Origin of the sequence: Bradyrhizobium sp. 33ap4 (assembly GCF_032654765.1) — a bacterium.
In the GTDB taxonomy this organism is placed as follows: domain Bacteria; phylum Pseudomonadota; class Alphaproteobacteria; order Rhizobiales; family Xanthobacteraceae; genus Bradyrhizobium; species Bradyrhizobium australafricanum.
In genome coordinates this window covers 1-21,917 of sequence record NZ_JAUMTJ010000093.1, presented here as the reverse complement: position 1 = coordinate 21,917, position 21,917 = coordinate 1, and the positions used below count along the sequence as shown (strand labels likewise).

Sequence of the window (21,917 nt, the reverse complement as noted above, 5' to 3'; positions counted from 1 at the left end):
AATAAAGGACGGAATGATCGAGCCTGGCCGCCTGGCGTCCGAAGGCACATGCCAACCAGGTTTTGCCAGTCCCGGTCAGGCCGGTGATGATGAAGTTCTCATGGGCTTTCAGCCAGGCGCCTTGCGCCAGCTGCAGGGTGTTGCGCCGGTCAAGGCCGCGGCGGGACGCGAAGTCGACGTCTTCGATACAGGCGTCGACGAAGCGCAGCTTGGCTGCGGCCAGCCGATTGGTCAGGCGCCGGTCGGCACGCATGGCGGCTTCGCGATCGAGCATCAGGCCGAGCCACTCATCCCGGCTGAGATCGGCGGCATTGTCCTGTTCGGCTAGTTGCCGGTAAGCGGCCGCCATTCCGGCAAGGCCGAGCGCCTGCATCTGCTCGAGGGTCGGGTGGGTCAGCATCGCGATGTTCCTTTCCTTCATTGATAATAGCCCCCACCACGGATGTTGGCGTGCGAGGGGGTGGCTTTGACGGGTGCGGCAGCAGGGCTCGCGCGGTCGAGCCCGGATTTGAGGATCGCGCTCACCGAGGAGTAGCTGATCGCGTTGATGACGAGTGCCCGCTCGCAGGCCGCTTCGAGCCGATCGCGCTCGTAGCGCCGTGCCAGGGCGATGATCCCCATGGCGGAGCGATAACCCTGCTCGGGATGCGGGCGCTCACGCATCATCCGCTCGACCAGAGTGGCGGTGTTGACGCCGATCCGCGCTGCCATCTTGATCAAGCTCGCCGGCGTCATATTGGCATAACGCTGATGGGCCTTGGGCATGTGCTCGTTCACGGTGACATGGCCGCCGCGCTGAGAGCGGCGCACATGGCTGGCGACACGCGTGTGATCCTGGAAGATCTCGACGGCTCGATAGGTGAGCCGGACGTCCACCCGACGGCCGATCAGCCGGTGCGGCACCGAGTAAAAGGTCTTGTCGACTTCGACGTGATAATCGGGGTGGACCTTCGCCGTTTTCCACTCGGCGTATTCGAACGGCTCGCCCGGCAGCGGCGTCAACGCAGCGCGCTCGATCTCCTCGAACAGCTGCCGGCGGGATTTGCCGATATGGCGCATCGGCCGATGGTTCAGCTCCTCCAGCAGACCGCCGATCGCAGTATTGAGATCGGTCAGGTTGAAGAACCGCCGATGGCGCAGCCGTGCCAGAATCCAGCGCTCAACAATCAGCACCGCGCCTTCAACCTTGCCCTTGTCGCGCGGCTTGCGGCTGCGGGTCGGCAAAATCGTCGTGTCGTAGTGCTCGGCCATGGCGGCAAAGGTTTGGTTGAGCGTCGGCTCGAACCACAACGCCTTGACGACCCCGGCCTTCAGATTGTCGCAGACGATCGCCTTGGGAACTCCGCCGAAGTACGACAAGGCTCGGGTCTGGCCTTCGATCCAATCTGGTAGTCGCTGACCGAAGCTCCCCATAGCGAAGGTCAGCGACGAGGCCCCGAGCACCGCGACAAATATCTGCGCCTGACGGATCTCGCCGGTTTGCGGATCGATCACCTCCACCGTCGGACCGGCATAGTCGGTCTGCATCACTGCACCCGCCGCGTGGCGATGACGGAAGGTCGGGTTCGCCCGGCGCCGATAGGCGTCAAACTTCTCGCAGAACCACGTGTAACCATAGCCGTCGGGATGCGCCGTCCGGTATTCCTGCCACAGCAGCGTCAGCGTCACGCCCTTGCGCTTGAGCTCCTGCGCCACCCGTGGCCACTCTGGCTCGCTCAAGTCCTGCGGGGGGCGCCCGACCCGCCGGAACAAGGCTCGCTGCAAGGCCGCCTCGCTCTCGTAAATCGGCGGCAGCGGCCAGCTCAAACCCGCTTCACGCGCTCGCAGCAGGTAGGTGGCAACCGAACTCTTGCTGATCTGCAGCCGTTCCGAGATCTCCCGAACCGACAGGTCCTGCTCGTACGTCAGCCTCAGGATCGATCGTAGGTCCTTCACAGTGGTTCGTTTCGCTTGCTTCCGTCTCGGCATTGCCCCTCTCAAACTCAGCTTGAGAGAGAACATTGCCTGAACGGCGCTCCCGAAAACCAACCTCCCGCAACTGTCCGCGATTTAGCGGAATCCCTGTCCCGGAATTACTGAAATCGCTGTCCGCGAATTACCGAAATTGCTGTCCGGAAATTGCCGAAACACGCAGTGCGGCGGACGGAGGCCAGCGCGAGAGCAATCGAGCGCGCCTCCTCCGACCCGACACCAATGAACGACCTGAACAAGAGCGACGGGTCCACACCGTTGCTCGCGGAAGGTCAGGAGGGAAGGCGGGCAGCCAAGGGCAATAGCAAACATCCTCCCGCGTCCCGGACACAGAGCCGGATCAGCGCGTCGACGAGGGTGGACGCTATACGTGAACTGGCAAGAAGGGATAGGAAGACACGGTTCACGGCGCTGATGCATCACGTGACGCGCGAATTGCTGACGGAAAGCTTCAGGCAACTGAAGCGCTCCGCGGCGCCCGGCGTCGACGGGTTGACATGGCGCGACTACGAGGAAGGGCTCGACGAGCGAATAGCAGCGCTTTGGGGGGCGGTCCAATCAGGCCGCTACCAGGCGCTCCCGTCTCGCCGAGTGTATATCCCCAAGCTGAATGGCAAACTGAGACCGCTCGGAATCGCTGCGCTGGAGGATAAGATCGTCCAGCATGCGGTGACGACGGTCCTGAATGCCATCTACGAGGCGGACTTCCTCGGCTTTTCCTACGGATTCCGGGAGGGGCGAAGCCAGCATCAAGCGCTGGACGCGCTCTGGATCGGCATCCATCAGAAAAGAGTGAACCGGGTGCTCGACGCCGACATCCGCTCGTTCTTGGATGTGGCTTCATAATACCCCCTGGTTCATGCGGTTTGGTCAAAAAGGCTGGATTGCGGGGCTAAGACCTTGATGCGGAGTCCTTTTTGCTTCCCGCGCACAACGTGCACGGCTTCGAGTTCGCCGCGCTTGACTCGCTGCAAGACGGTTTGGCGCGAGACCCCGAGCGCCCGCATAGCCTCGCGCATCGGCAGAAAGTCGTCGGACGTTTCGCTGTTGAAGCGGGCCTTGAGTTCATCGGTCAGACGAATGCGCCAGGGAGCACCGGGCGTGAGCTGCTCGCCGGCGATGATACCGTCGTTGAGTAAACGATGGATCGTCGAGGGAGCGACACCAAGCGCGTTGGCGGCTTGCTTGATGGTCAGAAGATCGCCGTCGGCTCGCGGTTTTTCTTGGAAGCTCGGGATCTTCCAGTGCCGGCGTAAATTACCGACGCGGTTGCGGTCGAAGCGGTGGCCGTAGGCCGTTGTGCGGCCCTGCCGGTTGAGGATGCCGGCGATCACGGCATCGGGATAATGCACTGCCAGTCGTCGCAGGAGCGCAACTGTATCCTCGTCGGTGCGGATCGTCGCTGGCCGCGATCGGGGCAGGGCGAGATCGATCTCGGTCAGCGCGCCGCCCTTCCAGCGCGCGTCAAATGGGCGGCAAAGGCATCGCGATCGACTTTGATGACGACCTCGTCGAGGAGCGTGCGCAGCAACTCCTTCCGGTCGCGCGGCGTCGTCGTGCTTGCGTTCCAGACGGAGACGAGATCAGGTCCGAGCGCGAGCAGGCGGTCACGCTCCTGTTGGCTGATCATATGGGGGCGAGCGGCCTCACGACGCGCAAGATCGGCCTTGGCGGCCTCCAGCGCCTTCAGGCATGCTTCCCACTCTCGCTCGAGACCGCGCGCGACGAGACGGTTGTCGGGATCGACGGCGCGATAACGGCGTTCTGCGCGTTGGGCTTCGTAGCTGGCGCGTTCAACGGCAAGTCGCCATTGTTTGAGCGCCGCCTCGCGATCCGCTTCAAGCCGTTCCGCGGCGGTGAGTGTCGCGGTCAGCTTTGCGGGTTCTAAGGCGGCGATGAACGCCTGGGTGATGGCGTGATCGATCTGAACGCCACCGATATTGAGGCAATAGACGCCTCGGTTCTCGACCAGCACTTTGCCAGCACAGTGATAGCCTGGCGAAGCATTGCGTCCGCGATAGTGGGTATGCAGGCGGCGGCCGCAATGGCCGCAACTGGCAAGACCCTGCAGGAGAGCGCCGCCCTCCCTCACGGCGCCGCCGCCCTTGTGCGGCTGAGGTCGCGTATTCTCGGCGAGACGTTGCTGATTTGCTTCATAGGTCTGCCAATCGATGAAGCCTGGATGATGCTCGGGGATGAAGACCTGCCATTGGGAACGCGGCAAGGATCGAATCCGCTGCTTGCGCGCGCCAGTGCCATCGAGAATCGTCTCTTGGCGCGTTTTGCCATAGACATAGGCGCCGGCATAGACGGGATTGGTCAAGACCTGGTGGATGGCGGTGTAACTGGCCTCGCCCCAGCGGATGTCGGCACGGGCGTGCAGCTGCAGCGGGAACGTAAGCCCCTCGGACCGAAACCAGAGCCAAACGCGACGCGCCGATCCCATCTCGGCATAGCGCGCAAAAACATGGCGAATGGCGGTAACGACAGCCTCATCGGGATGGAAGCGGACCTCGCCATCAGCCTCGCCCCAGACGAAGCCGACCGGCAGACCGCGGCGTAGTTCGCCGCGCGCCGCCTTGTTGCGGATTCCACCGTTGAGGCGAGCCCGCAGCACGTGCAGTTCGGCTTCGCTCATCGTGCCTTTGAGCCCGAGCAAGAGGCGATCGTTGAAGAGCGCCGGATGATAGATGCCGTCGGCATCGCCGATCAGCGTGTCGGTAAATCCGGCCAGATCAATCAGGCGGTACCATTCGGCGTTATTGCGCGCGAGCCGCGAGACTTCGAGACCGAGCACCAGACCGACGCGCGCGAGCGCTACTTCGGCGGTGAGGCGGGCAAAGCCCGAACGCGCCACCGCGCCCGAACCGGAGAGGCCAAGATCCTCGTCGATAACGATGATGCGGTCATCGGGCCAGCCGAGCTCGCGCGCTTTGCCGACAAGCGCATATTGCCGCTCCGTCGATTCGCGGTTGTGCTCGACCTGTGCGGCGCTGGATTGGCGCAGATAGACGACGGCCTGTCGAGAGAGATGACTTGGCGTAATCTTGACGCGCTCATTCATCGCTTGCCTCCGTCGCCGGGCCGTTCTGAAGCAGGCGTGAGATGAGGCGCGCCAGAATCTCGATTGCCGCGATGCGGGCGGCTTCGTCGATTTGCTCCCACGCGACTGGCGCGCTTGGTGGAACATCGGGCTGATCGAAAACGTCCAGGTTCAATTGCATGGCGGCTCTCCTTGCACGGCGCCGACTCGGCACCCCGGATGCAAAGAGCGTCGACCAGCTTGCGCAAGTGGAGCAAATCACCGAGCCTGCCGAGATCGTGGACAGCGTCATCGGCATCGATTGGCGGCATGCCTCCAAGCGGCTCTACCTGCCAATCGGTCCAGCTCGCCGGAATCAACGACCGACTGCCATCCGGCAGGACTGTGAGGAGATAGCGGATGCCGCGTCGCCTGATGGTACTGATGACGGCCAGCGTCCGACCTTCGAAAGCGTGACGCTTGCGCGTGATCGTTACCGAAGCCGGAATATCATGGTGATGGGTAGTCTGTGGCCGCTTCCTTCGACACGATCGATCACGAATGGATGATGCGGTTCCTCGAGCACAGGATTGCAGACCGCCGGCTCTTGCGATTGATACGCAAGTGGCTGACCGCTGGCGTTGTCGAAAGTGGATCGAAGTCCGTAGCAAGGGTAGGTACGCCGCAAGGCGCAGTGATCTCGCCGCTCCTCGCCAATATTTATCTGCACTACGTCTTCGACCTCTGGACTCACCAGTGGCGAAGCAAGACGGCGAAAGGAGATGTCATCGTTGTCCGCTATGCGGACGATAGCGTCGTAGGCTTCGAAACAAAGTCCGAGGCTCTACGCTTTCTCGACGCACTGCGTGAGCGGATGGCGAAGTTCGGTCTCTCGCTGAATGAGGAGAAGACGCGGATTCTGGAATTTGGACGATACGCGGCCGAGCGCCGCGCACGCCGGGGGCTACGCCGCCCGGAAACGTTCGACTTCCTCGGGTTCACGCACATCTGCGCTGTGACCCGAATGAATCCGCACTTCACAATCCGGCGCGCGTGACAATCGCCTCCCGCATGCGGGCGACGCTGAGCGCGATACGACGCGACCTGATGAAACGCCGCCATGCGCCCATTGTTGAAATCGGCGCCTGGCTCCGTCGCGTTGTGCAGGGGTACCTGAACTACCACGCGATTCCAGGGAACCTAAAACGGCTCGGCATGTTCCGCGCCGAGGTCTGCCGGGCATGGCTGCGCTCGCTTCGTCGACGCAGCCAGCGCTCTCGCATGACCTGGGATCGGTTCCAGCGTTACGTTGGGCGATACATCCCGAAAGTCCGCGCCCGTCGTCCGCATCCCAATCCACGGTACACGTCATGACCCAAGGCAGGAGCCGTATGCGGTAGCTCCGCACGTACGGATCTGGGCGGGGGGCGCTGGGAAACCAGCGTCCCTACCGCGACCGCGCGCAAGGCCGGAATGATCGGAGATCGGTGCCTGTCGTGTTCGCGTTGAGCGCGACGCCGACGGCGAGGCGCTGCAGCGGCCTCTTGATCTACTGCGACGACGCTGATCCGCTATTCAAAGCGGCGTCAGGGGTTGGATCGTCCACGGGCCATATCGACATGCGTCACGACAGCAAAGCCTGGCTCTACGGTTCGAGAGAGCCTGAAGCGCGTTCCCCATACGGGGGGATCTCTACGTATTCCGAGGTGGCCGCAGCGATCTGGTTTCTGAACGAACGACCACGGCACCTGCAAGGGATGAGGCAGTTGGTTGGATCTTGCCCAAAAGTCCAGCATCTATTGCTTGATGTGGATCGATCGAGCGGGTTTCATCTGACCTCCTGGGTGACCGCGGGAATGCCATACTTCTAAAGCCGTCGCCGAGCACCGGCGTGTCGCAAAGAGGCGCTGTACGAGCCTGGCTTTGTGCCTGGCGGAGCGTCGGCGGAATACTTCGAATAGATAGTAGAAGAAGACAATCTGAGTACAACTCGAAGGGCTTCTCGGGCCGGTTCATCGGGCGGATGATGTCTTGCTGAGACGCTGACAGCGAGACCTCACTAATCCGCTGACGGCCCGCTTGTCCGCACTCCGCCGTACGCGTGCGATTGCGGAAGGACCATGATTCCAGTTGCACCATCGACCCGATTGCGCCCAAAGGACGCTAGATTTAGCTAATTTCGGTTGGCGATCCTCGCGCCACCCGCGATCGCTCATCTCGGTAGACCACGACCAACTTCGACGGAGCAATCAGTAATCGTCACCGCACCGGGCGTCCAGTTGAAGACGTCTTATGTCCGGAGCCTGACACAAAGGTAAGTATTTCGCCGGCCCGGCGTGACGCACATGGAGTCTGCACCTTCTTTTCGCTCAGCGCTTTGATGGCACGTCGATTGCTGTAGACGAGTGAATGATCACTATCAAATGGCGGCCCTAGCAGTCGGGGCCTAGGAATTCACATGAAACTTCTTAGCTTATCCCAACTCAATTTCACTCGTCCTGCACTGTTGAGTACGATTGCGCAATTGAAGCTGGCTGCGTCTGTAGCGGCAAACAAGGACCTCAAACGTCCGATGCCGTTATTCTGGTGCGGCGCGAAAAAAAATCGAGCCTCAATCCCAATATTTCGGCATCCACGGCCTACCATACCCGCCAAATGACAAGAAATTGGATGCACGTCAATGTCCAAAAGCCAGATCGACCTGCTCTCTATCCTCGACCTCGAACCGATCGAGGTGAGCCTATTTCGCGGCAACAGTCCAAACACGAGCTCACAACGCGTGTTCGGAGGCCAGGTGATCGGGCAGGCGATGGCCGCGGCATGCCGCACGGTGGAGGACCGACTACCGCATTCGCTGCACTGCTATTTTGTCCGGCCCGGCGACCAGCAGGTGCCGATCATCTACCAAGTCGGGCGGTTGCGCGACGGCAAGAGCTATTCGGCGCGCCGCGTCACCGCGATTCAGCACGGCAGCGCGATCTTCTCCATGATGGTGTCGTTCCATGCCGGGGAGGAGGGAACCTTCGACCACCGGGACAAGATGCCCGACGTGCCGCCACCGGAAAAGCTCACGGTCGAGGAATTATCGAAAGAGTCAATGTTTCTCGAGTTGCCGGAAAGCATCCGTCGCTATTATGAACCCAATCGTCCGATCGAATTGCGCCCGGTCGAGATCGGCCGTTATATTGGTCAGAAAGTCGACGACGGCCGCATTCATATCTGGATGAAGACCGCCGCGAAGCTGCCCGACGATCCGGCACTGCATATCTGCGCCTTGGCCTACGCATCAGACTTCTCGCTGCTCGACGCGGTGATGGCGCGCTATGGCCGCACGCTGTTCGACGAGCGCATCATGTCGGCGAGCCTTGACCACGCGATGTGGTTTCACCGCCCGTTCCGCGCCGACGACTGGCTGCTCTGCGCTAAGGATTCGCCCAGCGCGCAAAGTGGACGCGGACTTACGCGCGCGCTGATCTTCAAGCCGGACGGCACGCTCGTGGCGTCCGCTGTCCAGGAGGGCTCGGTGCGCGAGAGACGCTCAGTCTGCACGTGAGCACTAACGCCGGCTCGTGATCAGGGGCTATTCGACAATCGTCGTGCAGCAGCCCACTATAGCGTCGTCTTTCTAACCATACCGATCAATAATCAAACGGACTAAGCATCTGGACACTGCGTGCCGGTTCTAGTTTGCTAGCAAGCTCTATGGGGCACCCGGTACCAGCTCGATGGCCTAAGCAGTGTGGACACTTATCGCATCCATAGGATGATGGCAGTCAGAGTGACGACGGCTCGGAAATCTCGGGCGGTTTTTCGAAGCGGGTGGCGACCCGGCGAAACTGTTTGAGTTCGGAGAAGCAGCATTCTACGAGATGGGCTGGCCAAAGAGATGTTTGTCAAGCGGACCCTCAGCGCGAGTGACGCGTTGTTAACAATGACGGCGAGCGCCTCTTTGGCGGTAATGGCTTGGCGCAAATGATCGGCATCATAGGCTGTATCGGCGATGACGACCTCGGCGGATGGTCCCTCGATTAGCGGCGGCTTGTGGTGCATCGCCCCTCTGGCCTGGGGAGAGCGTGGACCGGACATGACATCCCACGAACGGCTACATAAATCTTCGTGCTCAGGCCGCCGCGCGAGCGCCCGACAGCTTGATCTTCAGACCCCATTCGCCCCGGCGGCGTGCTGATGCGCTGGGACGATGGCGGAAATCTACGATCAGATATTCGAAGTCTGGATCATCGGAGGTCGCCTCGAAGATCGGCCACCAGACACCTTTGGCGCTCCACCGTCGCGCTTTAGAGGCGATTGACGCAGAAGTGTCCGGCCTATGATCCAGCTGCCCAAGAGCAACTTCGTTGATCAATGTCACGAACGTCACCTCGTTCGATGAGCCGAGGGTGGATGCATCAGCGGCAGAGGTCGGTTGTTCTGCAGCCGCCAATGCTGCATGTCTGACAACCGACAGGCGTCGTAAGAAAACCCGCCTCACGTCCAAAGGGCCAGCGCCTTCAGCGCATCAGCTGGCACGGGACTTGCTAAGCTCGTCTCGAGCAGACCCAGATACTGAAAGCGAAGAATTGATCAACTTGGCAGCCAGCGGCGAAGATCGCAATCTACCCAGCAGCGCAGCCGGCGAGCGGCTTGCGGGTCATGGTCGAAGTGACCAACTGAACGATACTTCACTCAGTCGACGGCATCTCCGTGCTGTACGCGTCTTGGTAAAGCCACACAAGCAACTGTCGTCGCAGCAGTCAATCCATCGATTGTGCTCGGAGTCCGGCGCAGTCAGGGTGGTGCCTCTGGAGCCAATCGTGATGATCAATGGGGCGCGTGAGTTATAATAACGCAAAGGAGACAGCCGCGATGGACTACCAGTTCCTGAAATATGAGCTCGACGAGCGGGTTGCGATCATCACCTTCAACAATCCGAGCCGCCATAACGCGTTTAGTTCGATAATGAAGACGGAGTTCAGGACCGCGATCGCCAAGGCGGACGAAGATAAAGACATCCGGGTCATCATCGTGACCGGTGCTGGTGGAAAGGCATTCTCCACTGGCTATGACCTTAATGAGGGCATTCCCCGACGGTCCGCTACGGATTGGCGCAACCGGTTGGCCGATGATGTCGAGTTCACGTACACGGTCTGGACCTGCACCAAGCCAGTTATCGCGCAAATTGAGGGGTATTGTCTTGCCGGAGCGTTGGAGTTCGCGCAGATGTGCGACATCCGGTACTGCTCGGAGGACTCCGAGTTTGGCGCTGTCGAGAGCAGATTCTCGAGCGGCGTGGGGACGCTCGTCATGCCCTGGATCATCGGCGCGCGATGCCGAGAAATAATCTATGCCGGTGACACCATCGGGGCGAATGAGGCGAAGGAGATGGGCCTCGTGAACCGGGTGTTTCCGAAGGATCGGATCCAAGTCGAGACCATGAGGGCCGCCAAACGTATGTCGCTAATCGCCCTGACGTGCCTTCAGTGGAATAAAAGGGCAATCAATCAAACCTACGACATTATGGGTTTCCGCGCGGCGACAACGTACGGGATAGAGGCTTGCGCACTGCTTAAGGCGGCCGATTCTCCAGAGTACATGGAATTCGACCTAGTGCGCCGCGAAAAAGGCGTGAAGGAAGCTCTGAACTGGAGGGATGCCCAGTTTAAAAAGTACGAATGATTTGCGATGGGGCTTTACCGGCATAGTATGGGAAGTATACCTCAATGGCCACGACAATGACGTCGGTGACGCGCTGGAAGCTATCGCCGACGCATTCAGCAGCCGCCGACCGGTTTCATTGAAATCGACCGAAAATGGATGTGCAGGCGGCTCAACAGAGTTCGCGTCGGTTCGCGACGGAGAGAACGGCCGCCGTTAGTCAAATGTAGAGATTCTGCTTGAAGACTGGCAGTCCGGCAGGTAGGAGCACTGCTCCGGTCGCACTTTTTCTGAGAGTCTTCCGGAATATCGGCCACCCGTCGCCTTAAGCGGTTCGGCTCATTCAGGACTCGACTGAGGATTGGGATCATCTCGACCGACGAGTCGCGATCATCACGAAAGAGCCGACAAACTCGACGATCAAGGTGCACGACTTTCGATGAGTGCGCCGGGCATGACGCCGATCATCTCACGCATTTGTTCGTCGTTATCGGAGTTGGAATGTCTTCTGTTGAGGCCACCACATTGCGCCATGGCTTGGTGTAAACGCATGATGCCCCGGCTCAAATGCGAGCTGTGCAGACGCGCTACGGTCGAGCCGGTCATTGGCCACGCCGAGTATCACATGGGCCGCTATTACATCTAGCGCCGCGGCTGTGGTATCGGCAAATGCCGTCCGGGCAGCAACTTCCGGCGTCTCCCCCGACGTAACTGGAGCTTTAATTTTCGAAAATCTCTTCCGGCTGCGCGGCGGAGCTGGGGCAGCTACCAAGGGCCAGCATCGACCGTCTGATCTCTCTAATTTGGTAGCTACCCAATTGATCTAGGCGGTGGTTTTGTTCGTTTGAACTACTGCAGGCGATTGAAGGTAATGGAAGGTCCAGTTCAGCCCAATATCACCAGTGCGCCTTGTCATGGCGATTGTTGGAGTGGTCTAGTGCGTATTCCTGGAGCTGAGGCTGAGGTGGATTCCGAATATATCCGGCTGATGGAGGTCATCGCATGGCAGACCAATAATACGCTCGGCGAAAACCGGCGGGGAGCCGTCAACCGGAGGCGCAACACCAGCCATCGCACCGCGCGCGAAAAAGTCGCGGAGCTCGTCGATCTGAATTCGATCGTGGAATACGTCAGCCTTGCGATCGCACAGCGGCAACGGCCGCTTGAGACGCTGATCAAGTATACGCCAGCGGACGGGCTCGTTGCGGGCGTGGAACGTCAACGCCGCTCACTTCGGCTCGGAAGCCACCCACTGCATGGTCGGCGCTCAATTTTGGTGTCGCCTGGGACCGTGGTAAGGGGTTCGTGTATCCATGACCGCCAAAAAGCGTCATGTTTGCGGAGTCGAGATTCGCGCGTCGCGCAGCTGATATGTCGGGGAGTATCAGCATGGCTGGAGAAATGAAGCCCAGGAGCCAAGTGTTATCCGATTTCCGGGTCGTCGAGATCGGTAGCTCGGCCGCAACCGGCTATTGCGCGCGGCTATTTGCGGATTTCGGGGCCGATGTTCAGAAGGTCGAGCCACCAGTAGGCGATCCACTTCGCCGAAGCGCGCCACTTACCGGTAAAGGTCAGAGCGCGTGGTTCGCGTTCCTCAACTTCAACAAGTCGAGCGTCGTCATAGACAGCGCCGACCCCGATGCGATCGCGCGCCTGAGCGCATTGATTGAGGATTGCGACATTCTGATTGACGGCCGCGATGTTGATCCCGCGGATTGCCCTTCCATTGACATCGCCGCTATCCGGCAGCGACGTCCCGGGTTGATCTACCTCGAAGCAAGCTGGTTCGGCCGCGAGGGGCCATATGCTGGATTCGCCGCAACCGATTCGACCATCCGCGCGCTCGCCGGCCTCATCAAGCTGGTTGGATCGGTTGAGGGACCGCCGTTGCACGCACCGGATTTCCAGACGGGTGTTCTTGCCGGCCTGTGGGGCTTTATCGCCGCAACTTCTTCGGCGGTTGCGCGGATGCAGCGCGGGACAGGGCGGTCGTGGTCGCTCAGCATTTTTGAATCGAGCCTCGCTCTCAACGAGGAGTTCATGTTGGAAGAGTTTGCGCGCCGCGACGTGACGCGCCGGCTTGGCATCAACCGCTTCTGGCCGAACTTTCCGGCCGGCATTTACGAAGCTAAAGAAGGTTGGATTGGTATTACGACAATTACGCCAGCACAATGGCGCGCCTTCTGCGATATGCTCGGCATTTTTGAATTGCGTGATGATCCAGCTCTGGCCCTCGGCCACGATCGTCTGCACCACATGGAGCAGATCGAACAACATTTTTTGCCGAGGCTGAAGACGCGGACAGCGCAGGAGTGGTTCGCAGAGGGACTGAAGCGCAAGATCCCGATTGTGCCGGTACCCGCAATATCAGATCTGCTCCAGGATAAAGAGAAGATGGTGCGCGGCGCAATCGTGCCCGTCCTGGTTGGCGATGAAAAAGGCCTAACCGCTGGGTCGATGCAGCGGCTGACATCGACGCCGCCGCGCCGGGGCGGCAGAGTTCCGGCCCCCGGCGAGCAGCAGGGTTTCGCACAGTCTCGAAGAAAGCTGACGGGCACTGCGCTGGCAGCGTCCGGTTGGATCGGCGTCGACGAGCCGCCTCTGCAAGGGATTCGCGTCATCGACTTCACAATGGGTTGGGCGGGCCCGCTGTGTACCCGCACGTTGGCGGATCTCGGTGCGGATGTCATTAAGATCGAAGCTATCCAGTATCCGGATTGGTGGCGCGGCGTTGATCGGCGGCCTGCTTACGTAGACGGCCAAATGTACGAAAAGACTCTGCGCTTCTGCATCATGAACCGTAACAAGCGCGGCGTCACGCTTGACCTGACGCGGCCTCAGGGCATCGCTCTTGCCAAACGATTGTTGGCGGGAGCCGATCTTGTTGTCGACAATTATTCGGTCGATGTCCTGCCGAAGCTTGGGCTTGGCTACGACGTGCTCAGAACTCTCAACCCTCGGCTTGTCATGATGTCGATGTCCGCCTTCGGCACGAACAGCATCTATCGCGATTGCCGGGCCTACGGCTCGACTCTCGAGCAGGGTTCTGGCTTGCCGAGCGTGATCGGAAACGCCAACGGGCCCCCGGTGATGAGCCACGTCGCGTTCGGGGATGCCGTCGGCGGATTGAACGGCTGCGCCGCGGTTCTGGTTGCGCTGATCCATGCCCGCACCACCGGGCGGGGACAGTTCATTGATCTTGCGCAGATCGAATGCATGATGCCCTTTGCGGCGCCATGGCTCACCGTCCACTCGATTGGCGGTAAGCCGCCGAAAAGATATGGCAATCGACATCCGCAGTTTGTGCCGCATGGCTGTTTCCGGTGCGAGGGGGAGGACAATTGGATCGTGGTAGCTGCGACCGATGAGGACATGTGGCAGAGGCTTGCGCTGCTTATTGGCCGACCTGACTGGGCCACGGACACCTTACTGAAATCCGCGGAAGCTCGTCGCGGCATCGAGGATGTGATCGAGAGAGGCATTGAAGCCTGGACGATCACACACGACGCGGATGAGGCGATGTCTCAGTTGCAAACTGCAAAAGTTGCGGCGGGCGTGGCCCGCCTGCCAATTGACCTACGCAAGGATCGGCATCTCAGATCGCGCGCGTACTTGCAGGAAATTGAACGCGCTTTCATAGGAAAGCACCCGCAGCCCTCAATGCCAATTCGTGAAAGCCCAGACCCTTGCGCGATCCGCACAGCGGCGCCGACGCTCGGACAACACAACAGAGAGATCCTATCGGGGTTTCTCAATCTCTCCGACGCAGAGATCGCTCAACTGGCGAGTGAGGGCATAATTGGTACAGCGATGCTTTCCGAAGGGGAGCTTGCGAAAGCAAGGAAGCCGTTTCGAGACTAACAAATCGCTGCCGCGAAGATTGGACATCCCCTGAGGTTTGGCAGGTCCGCTGCTGGTCAGAGATTCATGATGACGCGAGGCTGGGTCAGGTGTTCCGAGAACCCACGCATCACTGCTCGATGCGCAACACGGAACATCGAGATCACGAGCTCGCCCACTGCAGTTTCCGGGCGCACGTCGAGTTGTCAGCCACCGGAGGCGCGCCCGGTCTGCTATTGGCCCTGACCAGTTGAGATAGACGACTGGGCGTGCCGTGAGACACGGTAGATTGTGATCCCGACGCAAGGAGGGCGACGCTCGTCCAGGAGCCGCAACCTCCTGAGAGTGGTCAGTTATCCAGCGCCAGAACGCAAATGCGCGTCTGAGCCGCCGAGAGTTGTGGAGGTGATGTATGGCGAAGGCATCCTCAGCGATTCCCTTTGCAGGTATCCCATTTCCGAGATCAGAGTACGAGCACCGGCAAAAGAGAGTGCTTGAGGCGATGGCGCGCGCCGATCTTGACGCGCTCCTGGTCACTGCCCACGGTCATCTCCGGTACCTCACCGGCTACGATGGACTGGGTGGATATTTCATGCCGTTCCCGTTGATTCTCGTGCCGAGGCAAGCGCCGACATATGTGGTCCGAGAATACGAGGTAAATGGCGTTCGCGCCGAAAGCTGTATCGACGAGGTCGTGGGTTATATCCAGCAGCAGGACTTTGCCAAAGTGTGCGCGGATGTCCTGCGGCGGTATGGACTGGAAAACGGGAGGGTAGGCTTCGAGCTCGGCTGCTGGAACCTAGCGCCGGCTGATGTGGGTGCGCTTCAGGCGCAACTGCCCAATTTGAAGGTAGTCGATGCTACTCGCCTGGTCACGTCGGTGTCAGTCGTAAAAAGCGAGCTTGAGATCAAGATCATGCGAGAGGCCATGGCTATGACCGACCTGGCTATGCGCACCTTTCAAGGGGCGCTGCGGGATGGGGTCACAGAAGCGGAGGTGGCTGCTTCCATCCACTATGAGATTAGAAACGCTGGTGGCGACGACGTCAGGATGGTTTCGTTGGGGTTTGGTGAGCGCAACAAGCTGCCGCACGGTAAACCTACGCGCCATCCGCTTAGAACGAACGAGCCCGCCATGATCGAAGTTGGTGGCACGAAGCATGGTTATGCCGCGGGGCTGGTTCGGAGCGCTGTGCTCGGTCGGCATCCCGAGGCAGAATCTCTGCACGCTTTGTCGGAGGAAGCCCTCGAAGCCGCGATCGCGGCAATCAAGCCAGGCGTGACTGCCGGCGAGGTGGATGCCGCAGGACGCAAGGTGATCGAGCGATCTAGGCGCCCGGAGGTCTTCCGTCACCGCACCGGATATCAAATCGGCCTCAACTGGGGAGAGCGTGGTAACCTGAGCCTGGAGCCAGGTGCGGTTGACATACTCCAGAGCGGCATGACGTTGCACATGCCGTTCATTCTGTTCAGCGAAAGCGGCTACCTATTTGGGTGCAGCGAGAACGTCCTGGTGACGGAGCGCGGCGCGGAAATACTCAGCCAGACGCCGCACACGCTCTATCGTGCATGATTCACAAGGCTGGGAGCTTGGGTATGCACAGCATTGAAACTTTCCGGGGTTTGCAACGCGAAGAAACCGCGTGGCGGTGCACAACACCGGCGAGGCGCGTGGGCGTAAGTGTCACGCTGAGGCCGTTCAGATTTTGAAGGGCCAGGGCATGAGAGACATCGATCTGAGAGATCGACCAGCCCCGCACGATTCGCTCGAGAGTTTGTGTGAGCCAAGCGTGTGGATCGACGTCATTCATCTTGGCTGGGGCAGCAGCGTGGCGATGGTCGCGTCCGGCCGTCGCCATGGCTGCCCGCGAAGAGCGCGTTTTTCTCGTGATAGTGTTTTTTGGGCCGGATCGCCCGCTCGACGGTGTTGGAGTCTGTGCCTTGATAAGGCGCACGTTCTCCCTGGTGCATGTCCACGCCGGCAAACTCTCGCTCCAGCCAGAAGTACTCAGAGCGGGTCAGGAGGCGACAAATGGCCTGAAGCACTCTGAGAAAAGGTCCCCTTTTGGGGCATCGGTCCGCGCCGGCCGCAACTTGCGAGTGAACACTGAGCAGGCTCCGAAAGCGTCATCGTGGGAGCCGACCCGCTATTCTAACGGGGAAGGCCGGCGTCCTGGAGGAAGAAGCGAGCGAGAAAAGCACCCCAGGATCCCACCGAGGTAGTAGTGGCAGCACGGGCGGGAAATGGACAGCGGGCAACAAGGGAAGCCGGCCGTCGATGAAGGGTGACGAACCCGGACAACGAGACAACGACGAACCCGTGAGGGCAAGCGTCGGCGGCGTTAGTATCTTCCGGGGCAATGGTGACATCGATATGCGGCGGATGGGCCGGAAGCGGCCGCGGCGGCGACTGGCACGACGGTCGTTGGCGCGCCTGTGAGCCCCCGCGTCGGCCGCCTCGTCGCCGGCCACGGCCTGCTCGATATCCTGGAGCGCCAACTGCAAATTGCTCACGATTACTTCTGCGAGCTGCGGCCGAACTGCGCGGTTGCAGCTGGCGCAAAAGGTGCACCAGGCGATCCATCTGCGACCGCGCGTCGTCGCGCTCTGCGATCGCGGCATTGCATTTTGCGATCGCGCTGTCGCGCTCCGCGCGGGCCGCCTTGATCAGCGCTTGCAGCGCATCGATATCGGTCTGAAGCTGATCTGCGGTGTCGCTCACACCCCAACTCAACTGATTTAGGAGCCGTTGTGGAATACCGCCGCCGACCTGATTCAATCCGTCGTGAGGCTCACGCCGTTGCAGTTGGCGGCACCACGTCACGGGCATGCAGACGCAACCAGTCCAGGCCATCCATCAGCGCGGCGAGTTGCGAGGCGGAGAGCCGCATCACGGCATCGCTGATCGGCGGCCACTGGAACGCATTATGCTCGACCAGCTCCCACAACAGGACAAGTCCGGACCCGTCCCAGGCCAAAATCTTCAAACGGTTCGCTCTCTTCGAACGGAAGACAAAAATTGTTCCCGCGAATGGATCATGGCGGAATTGTTCGCGCACCAGTGCAGCGAGGCCGTAGGCCCTTTGCCGAAGTCCACCAGCTTTGTCGCGGCCATGACCTTCACGCCCACCGACGCTGCGATCATGTTGCCACCCTCACGGCGCGCAGCACATCGCGCAGCCATGCCGAGCTAACCCCGGCCACCGCGTGAACCGCCGCACCGCCAATCTCGATGGTGATCGTTGTCGAGTTCTGTGTTGCCGCTTCCGCGACAGTCACAGCGGGGCGCGCTGCTCCGTCACAACCGGAACGAACAGTGACGCCTCGTCGATCAGCAGGCTCAGTATACCGGCGCGTGCCGCCCTGCGTCAAACGAACAGGTGTTGCGGCGACGTATTGCCGTCGCACTACCTCGGACACGACCCCGCCCGGCCCATACGACTCCGCCACGATCCGTCCCTTGATCATCACTCCACCGCCGGCGATGTCCCGCACCGACCTGAATGTCCCACCCGGCCCCGCCGCTCTGCGTCGTCAACTATTTGCTCAACCATATATGCGAACCGAACTGTCCGTGTTGGCCCGCATATTGTCGATCAGCGCGCACTACACGAGATGGCGGCAGAGCGCCGCTTACGTTCTTCCGAAACGTGGCTGCGCTTCATGCTCTAGTCCTTGTGCTGGTCAGAGCGAATTTCAAACTGGGTTAAGTCCGCGGGGCAAGGTCACGTGGGGCAAGGTCATCTGCTGCTTCAAATCCCGATAATCTGCGCGTCCGTGTACCGACTTGGCTTCACGGCTCATCCTTGCAGACGGACTCTGTCCATTTTGCAGGAATGCAGGGTACTCGGATCACGCCGACCAAGTGATTGAAAGGCTTATGCTCAAGCCACGGCAGGAGGCTGGGAATTGACAAGCAATGAGCTATAAGACGAACGCTGCTTATTAATGGGTAACGCTAAATTTGTGTCTGCGTCAGGAAATAATGTCTCGTGAATACGCCGGGCCAAATCGACCGCTCTTTCAAATTCGTGCTCAAGATAGTGACGTGGCGCTCCGGATCCAATCTCGCTTACTAGAGTAGTCGATTGGACGGAAGTCGGAATTGTGCCTGCCTCCTTGAGTTTTTCGATTGCGAAGTCGGCATCGCTTGTGAGGCAGATGCAGGCGACCCCATCTTGAGTTGTTAGCGGGATAGCCCCAACTTCAACTTGATCTAAATTCGAGCGAGCTTCGTCGCGATCGCTCACATTGCTATAGCACAACAGCTTCGCGTTAGGGGCCACCACAACCGAATAAGCCTCCCCAACATGCCCCACTCGGGTGCCGATCGTCTCGCCGTCATCCTGCAACGACTTGCAAATGATTGAGATTCCGTGCCGTTCCGCGTACTCCACTGAACGGTGGTGAAGCACTTTTGCGCCGTGCCGCGACATCTGAGCAGTAACCCGATGTTTAAGCTCGGGTATCAACCGGGCATTAGGAATAATATACGGATCTGCCGTATATACTCCGCATACATCTGAGTATATCTCGCAAGATGGGCAATTCAGCGCAGTAGCCATCACCACTGCCGTCAAATCAGAGCTATTTCTTCCCAACATTGTCAGTCTTCCGAAGCGATCGATTGCTTGACCGCCAGTGACAATGACAATGTCCTTGTTTTCGAGTGCCTTGAGAATAGGCGCCGAATCTACTTCTTCGATTGAGGCACGACCAAAATCAGAGTTCGTTCGTATTCCCAACGAATAGCCACACAGCGACGTGACTGGAATATCTAACCGACTAACGGCGGACTCCATCAAACAGGCGCTTAGCATCTCTCCTGTGGCAAGTGCTGCATCCAAAGCTGATTGTGACGCGCGACTGTTGACGTCAAGCATCACTGCTTTCAGATTACTAGTCGTGCCCGACATTGCGCTAACTACGGTCACGATTTTGTTCGCACCTTGGGCCCGTCGCTTCGCTATGTGCAAGGCAACTCGGCAGTAGTCGTCGGGCTTCAGAAAGGAGGATCCACCAAACTTCAAGACAGTTGAGCTCATTGTGCACCCATAAGTCGGTTACGGTAAGCAAGTTCTCCAATTTGGACGGCGTTAAGCGCGGCTCCTACCTGCAAGTTGTTTGCAACCACCCACATCCAAAGACCTCTGCTATCATCGGGATTTGTTCGTATCCGGCCGATATGAACATGGCCGTGGTTGTCTAGCAGACGGGGTGTCGGATATGCGCAGCAACCTGCTTCCTCATAAAGTTGGATACCTAGCTCGCGCGCCAGAAGCTCACGCACGTTGTTTAGCGGAATGAACTCGGTAAGCTCGATGTAAATGGCTTCCGAGTGCCCATTTATTACGGGAACGCGGACGCAGGTAGCAGTCAGCTTGAGGTTCGGCAGGCCTAGTATCTTGCGCGATTCCTGGACCAGTTTCCGCTCCTCGAGGCTCACTCCGTCATCGGACAGTTCACCGACCTGAGGTACGACGTTGAAAGCAAGCGAGACAGGGAAGCGTTCACTGGTTGGCTCTCCGGTTCCATCAAGCACGCTCTTTGCATCTGTTAGGAGTTCGTTGATACCCCTTAGGCCTCCGCCAGAGGCTGCTTGGTAGGTGGTCAACACTATCTGGCGAATTGAAAATGATTGGGCTAACGGGCGCAAGGCTCGCACGAACTGGATCGTGGAGCAGTTCGGATTTGCCACTATTCCTCGATTTGGCCGGGAGGCGAGCATCTTGGGATTCACCTGTGGAACAACGAGCGGCACGTCGGAGTCCATCCTAAAGGCATTTGAATTGTCTATGACCAATGCACCTTTTGCCGCGAACTGTGGCGCCCATTTCAAACTGGTCGCGCCGCCTGCCGAAAAGAAGGCGATATCGAAGGCGGCATCACTCGCATCCTCTATGACGTCCACAAGCGAAGACGTACCCCGAAACTTCACCTCACGCCGGGCCGAGCGCGATGACGCAATCAGCCGCAAACACGAAATAGGAATCTGAGAGTCTTCCAATAGCTTAATAAGTTCGGTGCCCACGGCTCCTGTCGCTCCCACAATGGCAACCTTTAGCCCGTTCATGATGCCATCCTCTTCTCTGACAGCGCTACGAAAGAGTTTCGTTTTGGTAAGGCTCTGGGTATGAAAAGCAATTCGGAGGCGTAGTCGAGAACATGATCCACCCCTAGTGAGAGTAAGCGTTGTCTTGTGCGATCCGCCCGTTCTCTGGTGACGCCTAAGTTGCCGCCGACGATCACCGGACACCTGATGAGAAGATCTCTCCTGGCTTTATGTAGCCCCTTTAGAATCTCGTATGCGTGGCCGTGTAGGCTCACCATGACGATCGCATTCGCAGTATCTCGAAATGCATCGACGAACTCGTCGATCGGCGTGGAAGTCCCAAGGCTGTTGACGTTATATCCGATGAGGCTAAGTTCATACTCGATGAGCGTTTTGGCTACCAACGGCGCGTCACTTTCGGCAGGGCCAAGTATAATGAGCCTATTGTTCGAAGTGTGATCGGGAGCACTGGCCGGCTGAGTGAGCATTCGGGACTCCTTCCTGCCGAAAGTCAGCTCACGGCGTTTGAATAGGTGTGCATCTGGCTCAGGCTATATCGAGCGCCGGACTTTGAAACTACTAAGATCGATAGCTGATACTGTTGTCCCGGAGTGGCCTCGAATAATTATGGAGCGGGCAGTGGTGGCCCATAAGACCGCCTCTCCGCCCTCTCACTTGCGTTCAATACGCGCGGAAAGGTCGTTGCGCTTGAAGAGCTGCTCGGGGCGACAAAAGTGTTCGAACATGCGCCAATACAGACTAATTAGCGGTCCCAGACGCCACTCGCCTCCAGCGCGCATCTATGCGCAAGTCCACATCTGCGTCACCGCGAACTCAAGCGAAGAGAAGCTTTCGGTGACAAAAGATCGTCGTCGGCGAAATAAACCAGAGATCAGGAATTCCTTTGACAAGATGGGCGGAACAGACAGTGTTGGCTTCGTGGCATGGACAGATGGCGATGGTAGGTTGCCTCTCAATGCGCTGTCGAGCTCAGCGAATCCGCGCGACCGGTGTTGCCGACCGTTCTGATGCAGGTTGGGAGATCGCAACGACAACAGCCGATCTTGCCGAATCGGCCTTGAAGCGCTCGCCAACGGTGTTTTTGAATCGGCAATCGCTTCGCCGGGAAACGACGCGTCAGCTTGTGATGCAGCCGAGCGCGACTCTTCCTTCGGAGTCGCTCGCCGGAAACGCGGAGGCGCTTTTCAGGGGCAGGAAGCCTTCTCGGGTGACAACGCAACAACTCTGTTCACCGCTCCGCGAATGGTGGAAACATGGTTGTGCCATGAATGAATTGAGGAGTAAGAACTTATGAGTGATTATGAAGCGCTGGAGCAGCTCGAACATCGAAGGAGACTCGAGGATCTGCTCTCGATCATA

18 protein-coding genes and 4 pseudogenes are annotated in these 21,917 nt (G+C 59.3%); 8 read left to right on the top strand and 14 right to left on the bottom strand.

Annotated features, from left to right (window positions below; translation table 11 throughout):
* Positions 1-421: ATP-binding protein (locus tag Q2M23_RS40675; protein WP_316399074.1), on the bottom strand; the 421-nt coding region annotated here is incomplete at its 3' end.
* Positions 418-1,968 (bottom strand): IS21 family transposase, encoded by a 1,551-nt coding sequence (istA, locus tag Q2M23_RS40670; RefSeq protein ID WP_253603713.1) that lies wholly within the window; start codon positions 1,966-1,968, stop codon positions 418-420. The genes Q2M23_RS40675 and istA, both read right to left, overlap by 4 nt.
* 225 nt (positions 1,969-2,193) lie before the next feature.
* On the opposite strand from istA, the gene Q2M23_RS40665 reads away from it, so the two are divergent.
* Positions 2,194-2,817, top strand: coding sequence for a reverse transcriptase domain-containing protein (locus Q2M23_RS40665; protein ID WP_316399073.1), 624 nt, complete (start codon positions 2,194-2,196; stop codon positions 2,815-2,817).
* An 11-nt stretch (positions 2,818-2,828) separates the two neighbouring features.
* Here the strand turns inward: Q2M23_RS40665 and Q2M23_RS40660 are convergent, their stop codons facing one another.
* The 3 genes from Q2M23_RS40660 to Q2M23_RS40650 all read right to left on the bottom strand — a co-directional run bounded on the left by Q2M23_RS40660 (position 2,829) and on the right by Q2M23_RS40650 (position 5,195).
* Positions 2,829-3,323: a helix-turn-helix domain-containing protein gene (locus Q2M23_RS40660; protein ID WP_316399072.1), complete on the bottom strand. Its 495-nt coding sequence runs from the start codon at positions 3,321-3,323 to the stop codon at positions 2,829-2,831.
* A gap of 86 nt (positions 3,324-3,409) precedes the next feature.
* Complete coding sequence (locus Q2M23_RS40655; protein ID WP_316399071.1) at positions 3,410-5,035, bottom strand: recombinase family protein; 1,626 nt, start codon at positions 5,033-5,035, stop codon at positions 3,410-3,412.
* A complete protein-coding gene (locus Q2M23_RS40650) occupies positions 5,028-5,195 on the bottom strand; it encodes a hypothetical protein (RefSeq protein ID WP_229177792.1) in 168 nt (55 codons plus the stop codon). Before Q2M23_RS40650 ends, Q2M23_RS40655 begins: the two co-directional genes overlap by 8 nt.
* Between Q2M23_RS40650 and Q2M23_RS40645 the strand changes: the two genes are divergently transcribed.
* The 3 genes from Q2M23_RS40645 (at position 5,194) to Q2M23_RS40635 (ending at position 8,546) form a co-directional block, all read left to right on the top strand.
* The gene (locus Q2M23_RS40645) at positions 5,194-5,562 is read left to right on the top strand and encodes a hypothetical protein (protein WP_316399070.1); all 369 of its coding nucleotides are present in this window, start codon (positions 5,194-5,196) and stop codon (positions 5,560-5,562) included. The genes Q2M23_RS40650 and Q2M23_RS40645 overlap by 2 nt on opposite strands.
* On the top strand, positions 5,523-6,050 hold the full coding sequence (locus Q2M23_RS40640) for a reverse transcriptase domain-containing protein (protein WP_316399069.1): 528 nt from the start codon (positions 5,523-5,525) through the stop codon (positions 6,048-6,050). The genes Q2M23_RS40645 and Q2M23_RS40640 overlap by 40 nt, the downstream gene beginning before the upstream one ends.
* A 1,623-nt stretch (positions 6,051-7,673) precedes the next feature.
* A complete protein-coding gene (locus Q2M23_RS40635; protein WP_316399068.1) occupies positions 7,674-8,546 on the top strand; it encodes an acyl-CoA thioesterase II in 873 nt (290 codons plus the stop codon).
* Between the two features lie 194 nt (positions 8,547-8,740).
* On the opposite strand, the pseudogene Q2M23_RS40630 reads toward Q2M23_RS40635, so the two are convergent.
* Positions 8,741-9,284: pseudogene (locus Q2M23_RS40630) on the bottom strand (IS5 family transposase); the annotation flags it as partial.
* Between the two features lie 572 nt (positions 9,285-9,856).
* On the opposite strand from Q2M23_RS40630, the gene Q2M23_RS40625 reads away from it, so the two are divergent.
* Positions 9,857-10,666 carry an enoyl-CoA hydratase/isomerase family protein gene (locus tag Q2M23_RS40625; protein ID WP_316399067.1) on the top strand — a complete coding sequence of 270 codons (810 nt, stop codon included), beginning with the start codon at positions 9,857-9,859 and terminating at the stop codon, positions 10,664-10,666.
* Positions 10,667-11,065: 399 nt separating this feature from the next.
* Here Q2M23_RS40625 and Q2M23_RS40620 read toward each other — a convergent pair whose 3' ends face one another.
* On the bottom strand, positions 11,066-11,251 hold the full coding sequence (locus Q2M23_RS40620) for a hypothetical protein (RefSeq protein ID WP_316399066.1): 186 nt from the start codon (positions 11,249-11,251) through the stop codon (positions 11,066-11,068).
* Between the two features lie 358 nt (positions 11,252-11,609).
* On the opposite strand from Q2M23_RS40620, the gene Q2M23_RS40615 reads away from it, so the two are divergent.
* The 3 genes from Q2M23_RS40615 (at position 11,610) to Q2M23_RS40605 (ending at position 16,058) form a co-directional block, all read left to right on the top strand.
* A complete protein-coding gene (locus tag Q2M23_RS40615; protein WP_316399065.1) occupies positions 11,610-12,050 on the top strand; it encodes a hypothetical protein in 441 nt (146 codons plus the stop codon).
* A complete protein-coding gene (locus Q2M23_RS40610; RefSeq protein WP_316399064.1) occupies positions 12,035-14,506 on the top strand; it encodes a CoA transferase in 2,472 nt (823 codons plus the stop codon). The genes Q2M23_RS40615 and Q2M23_RS40610 overlap by 16 nt, the downstream gene beginning before the upstream one ends.
* A gap of 391 nt (positions 14,507-14,897) precedes the next feature.
* A complete protein-coding gene (locus Q2M23_RS40605; protein ID WP_316399063.1) occupies positions 14,898-16,058 on the top strand; it encodes a Xaa-Pro peptidase family protein in 1,161 nt (386 codons plus the stop codon).
* A 126-nt stretch (positions 16,059-16,184) separates the two neighbouring features.
* Here the strand turns inward: Q2M23_RS40605 and Q2M23_RS40600 are convergent.
* The 7 genes and pseudogenes from Q2M23_RS40600 to Q2M23_RS40570 form a co-directional block, all read right to left on the bottom strand.
* Positions 16,185-16,420: pseudogene (locus Q2M23_RS40600) on the bottom strand (transposase domain-containing protein); the annotation flags it as partial.
* 388 nt (positions 16,421-16,808) lie between these two features.
* Positions 16,809-17,207, bottom strand: a pseudogene (locus Q2M23_RS40595) (transposase domain-containing protein); the annotation flags it as partial.
* 70 nt (positions 17,208-17,277) lie between these two features.
* Positions 17,278-17,565: pseudogene (gene tnpB, locus Q2M23_RS40590) on the bottom strand (IS66 family insertion sequence element accessory protein TnpB); the annotation flags it as partial.
* Positions 17,566-18,369: 804 nt separating this feature from the next.
* Positions 18,370-19,530 (bottom strand): uridylate kinase, encoded by a 1,161-nt coding sequence (locus tag Q2M23_RS40585; protein WP_316399061.1) that lies wholly within the window; start codon positions 19,528-19,530, stop codon positions 18,370-18,372.
* On the bottom strand, positions 19,527-20,558 hold the full coding sequence (locus Q2M23_RS40580) for an aspartate-semialdehyde dehydrogenase (protein WP_316399060.1): 1,032 nt from the start codon (positions 20,556-20,558) through the stop codon (positions 19,527-19,529). Before Q2M23_RS40580 ends, Q2M23_RS40585 begins: the two co-directional genes overlap by 4 nt.
* Positions 20,555-21,025, bottom strand: coding sequence for a hypothetical protein (locus Q2M23_RS40575; RefSeq protein ID WP_316399059.1), 471 nt, complete (start codon positions 21,023-21,025; stop codon positions 20,555-20,557). Before Q2M23_RS40575 ends, Q2M23_RS40580 begins: the two co-directional genes overlap by 4 nt.
* 649 nt (positions 21,026-21,674) lie before the next feature.
* Positions 21,675-21,917: hypothetical protein (locus tag Q2M23_RS40570; protein ID WP_316399058.1), on the bottom strand; the 243-nt coding region annotated here is incomplete at its 5' end.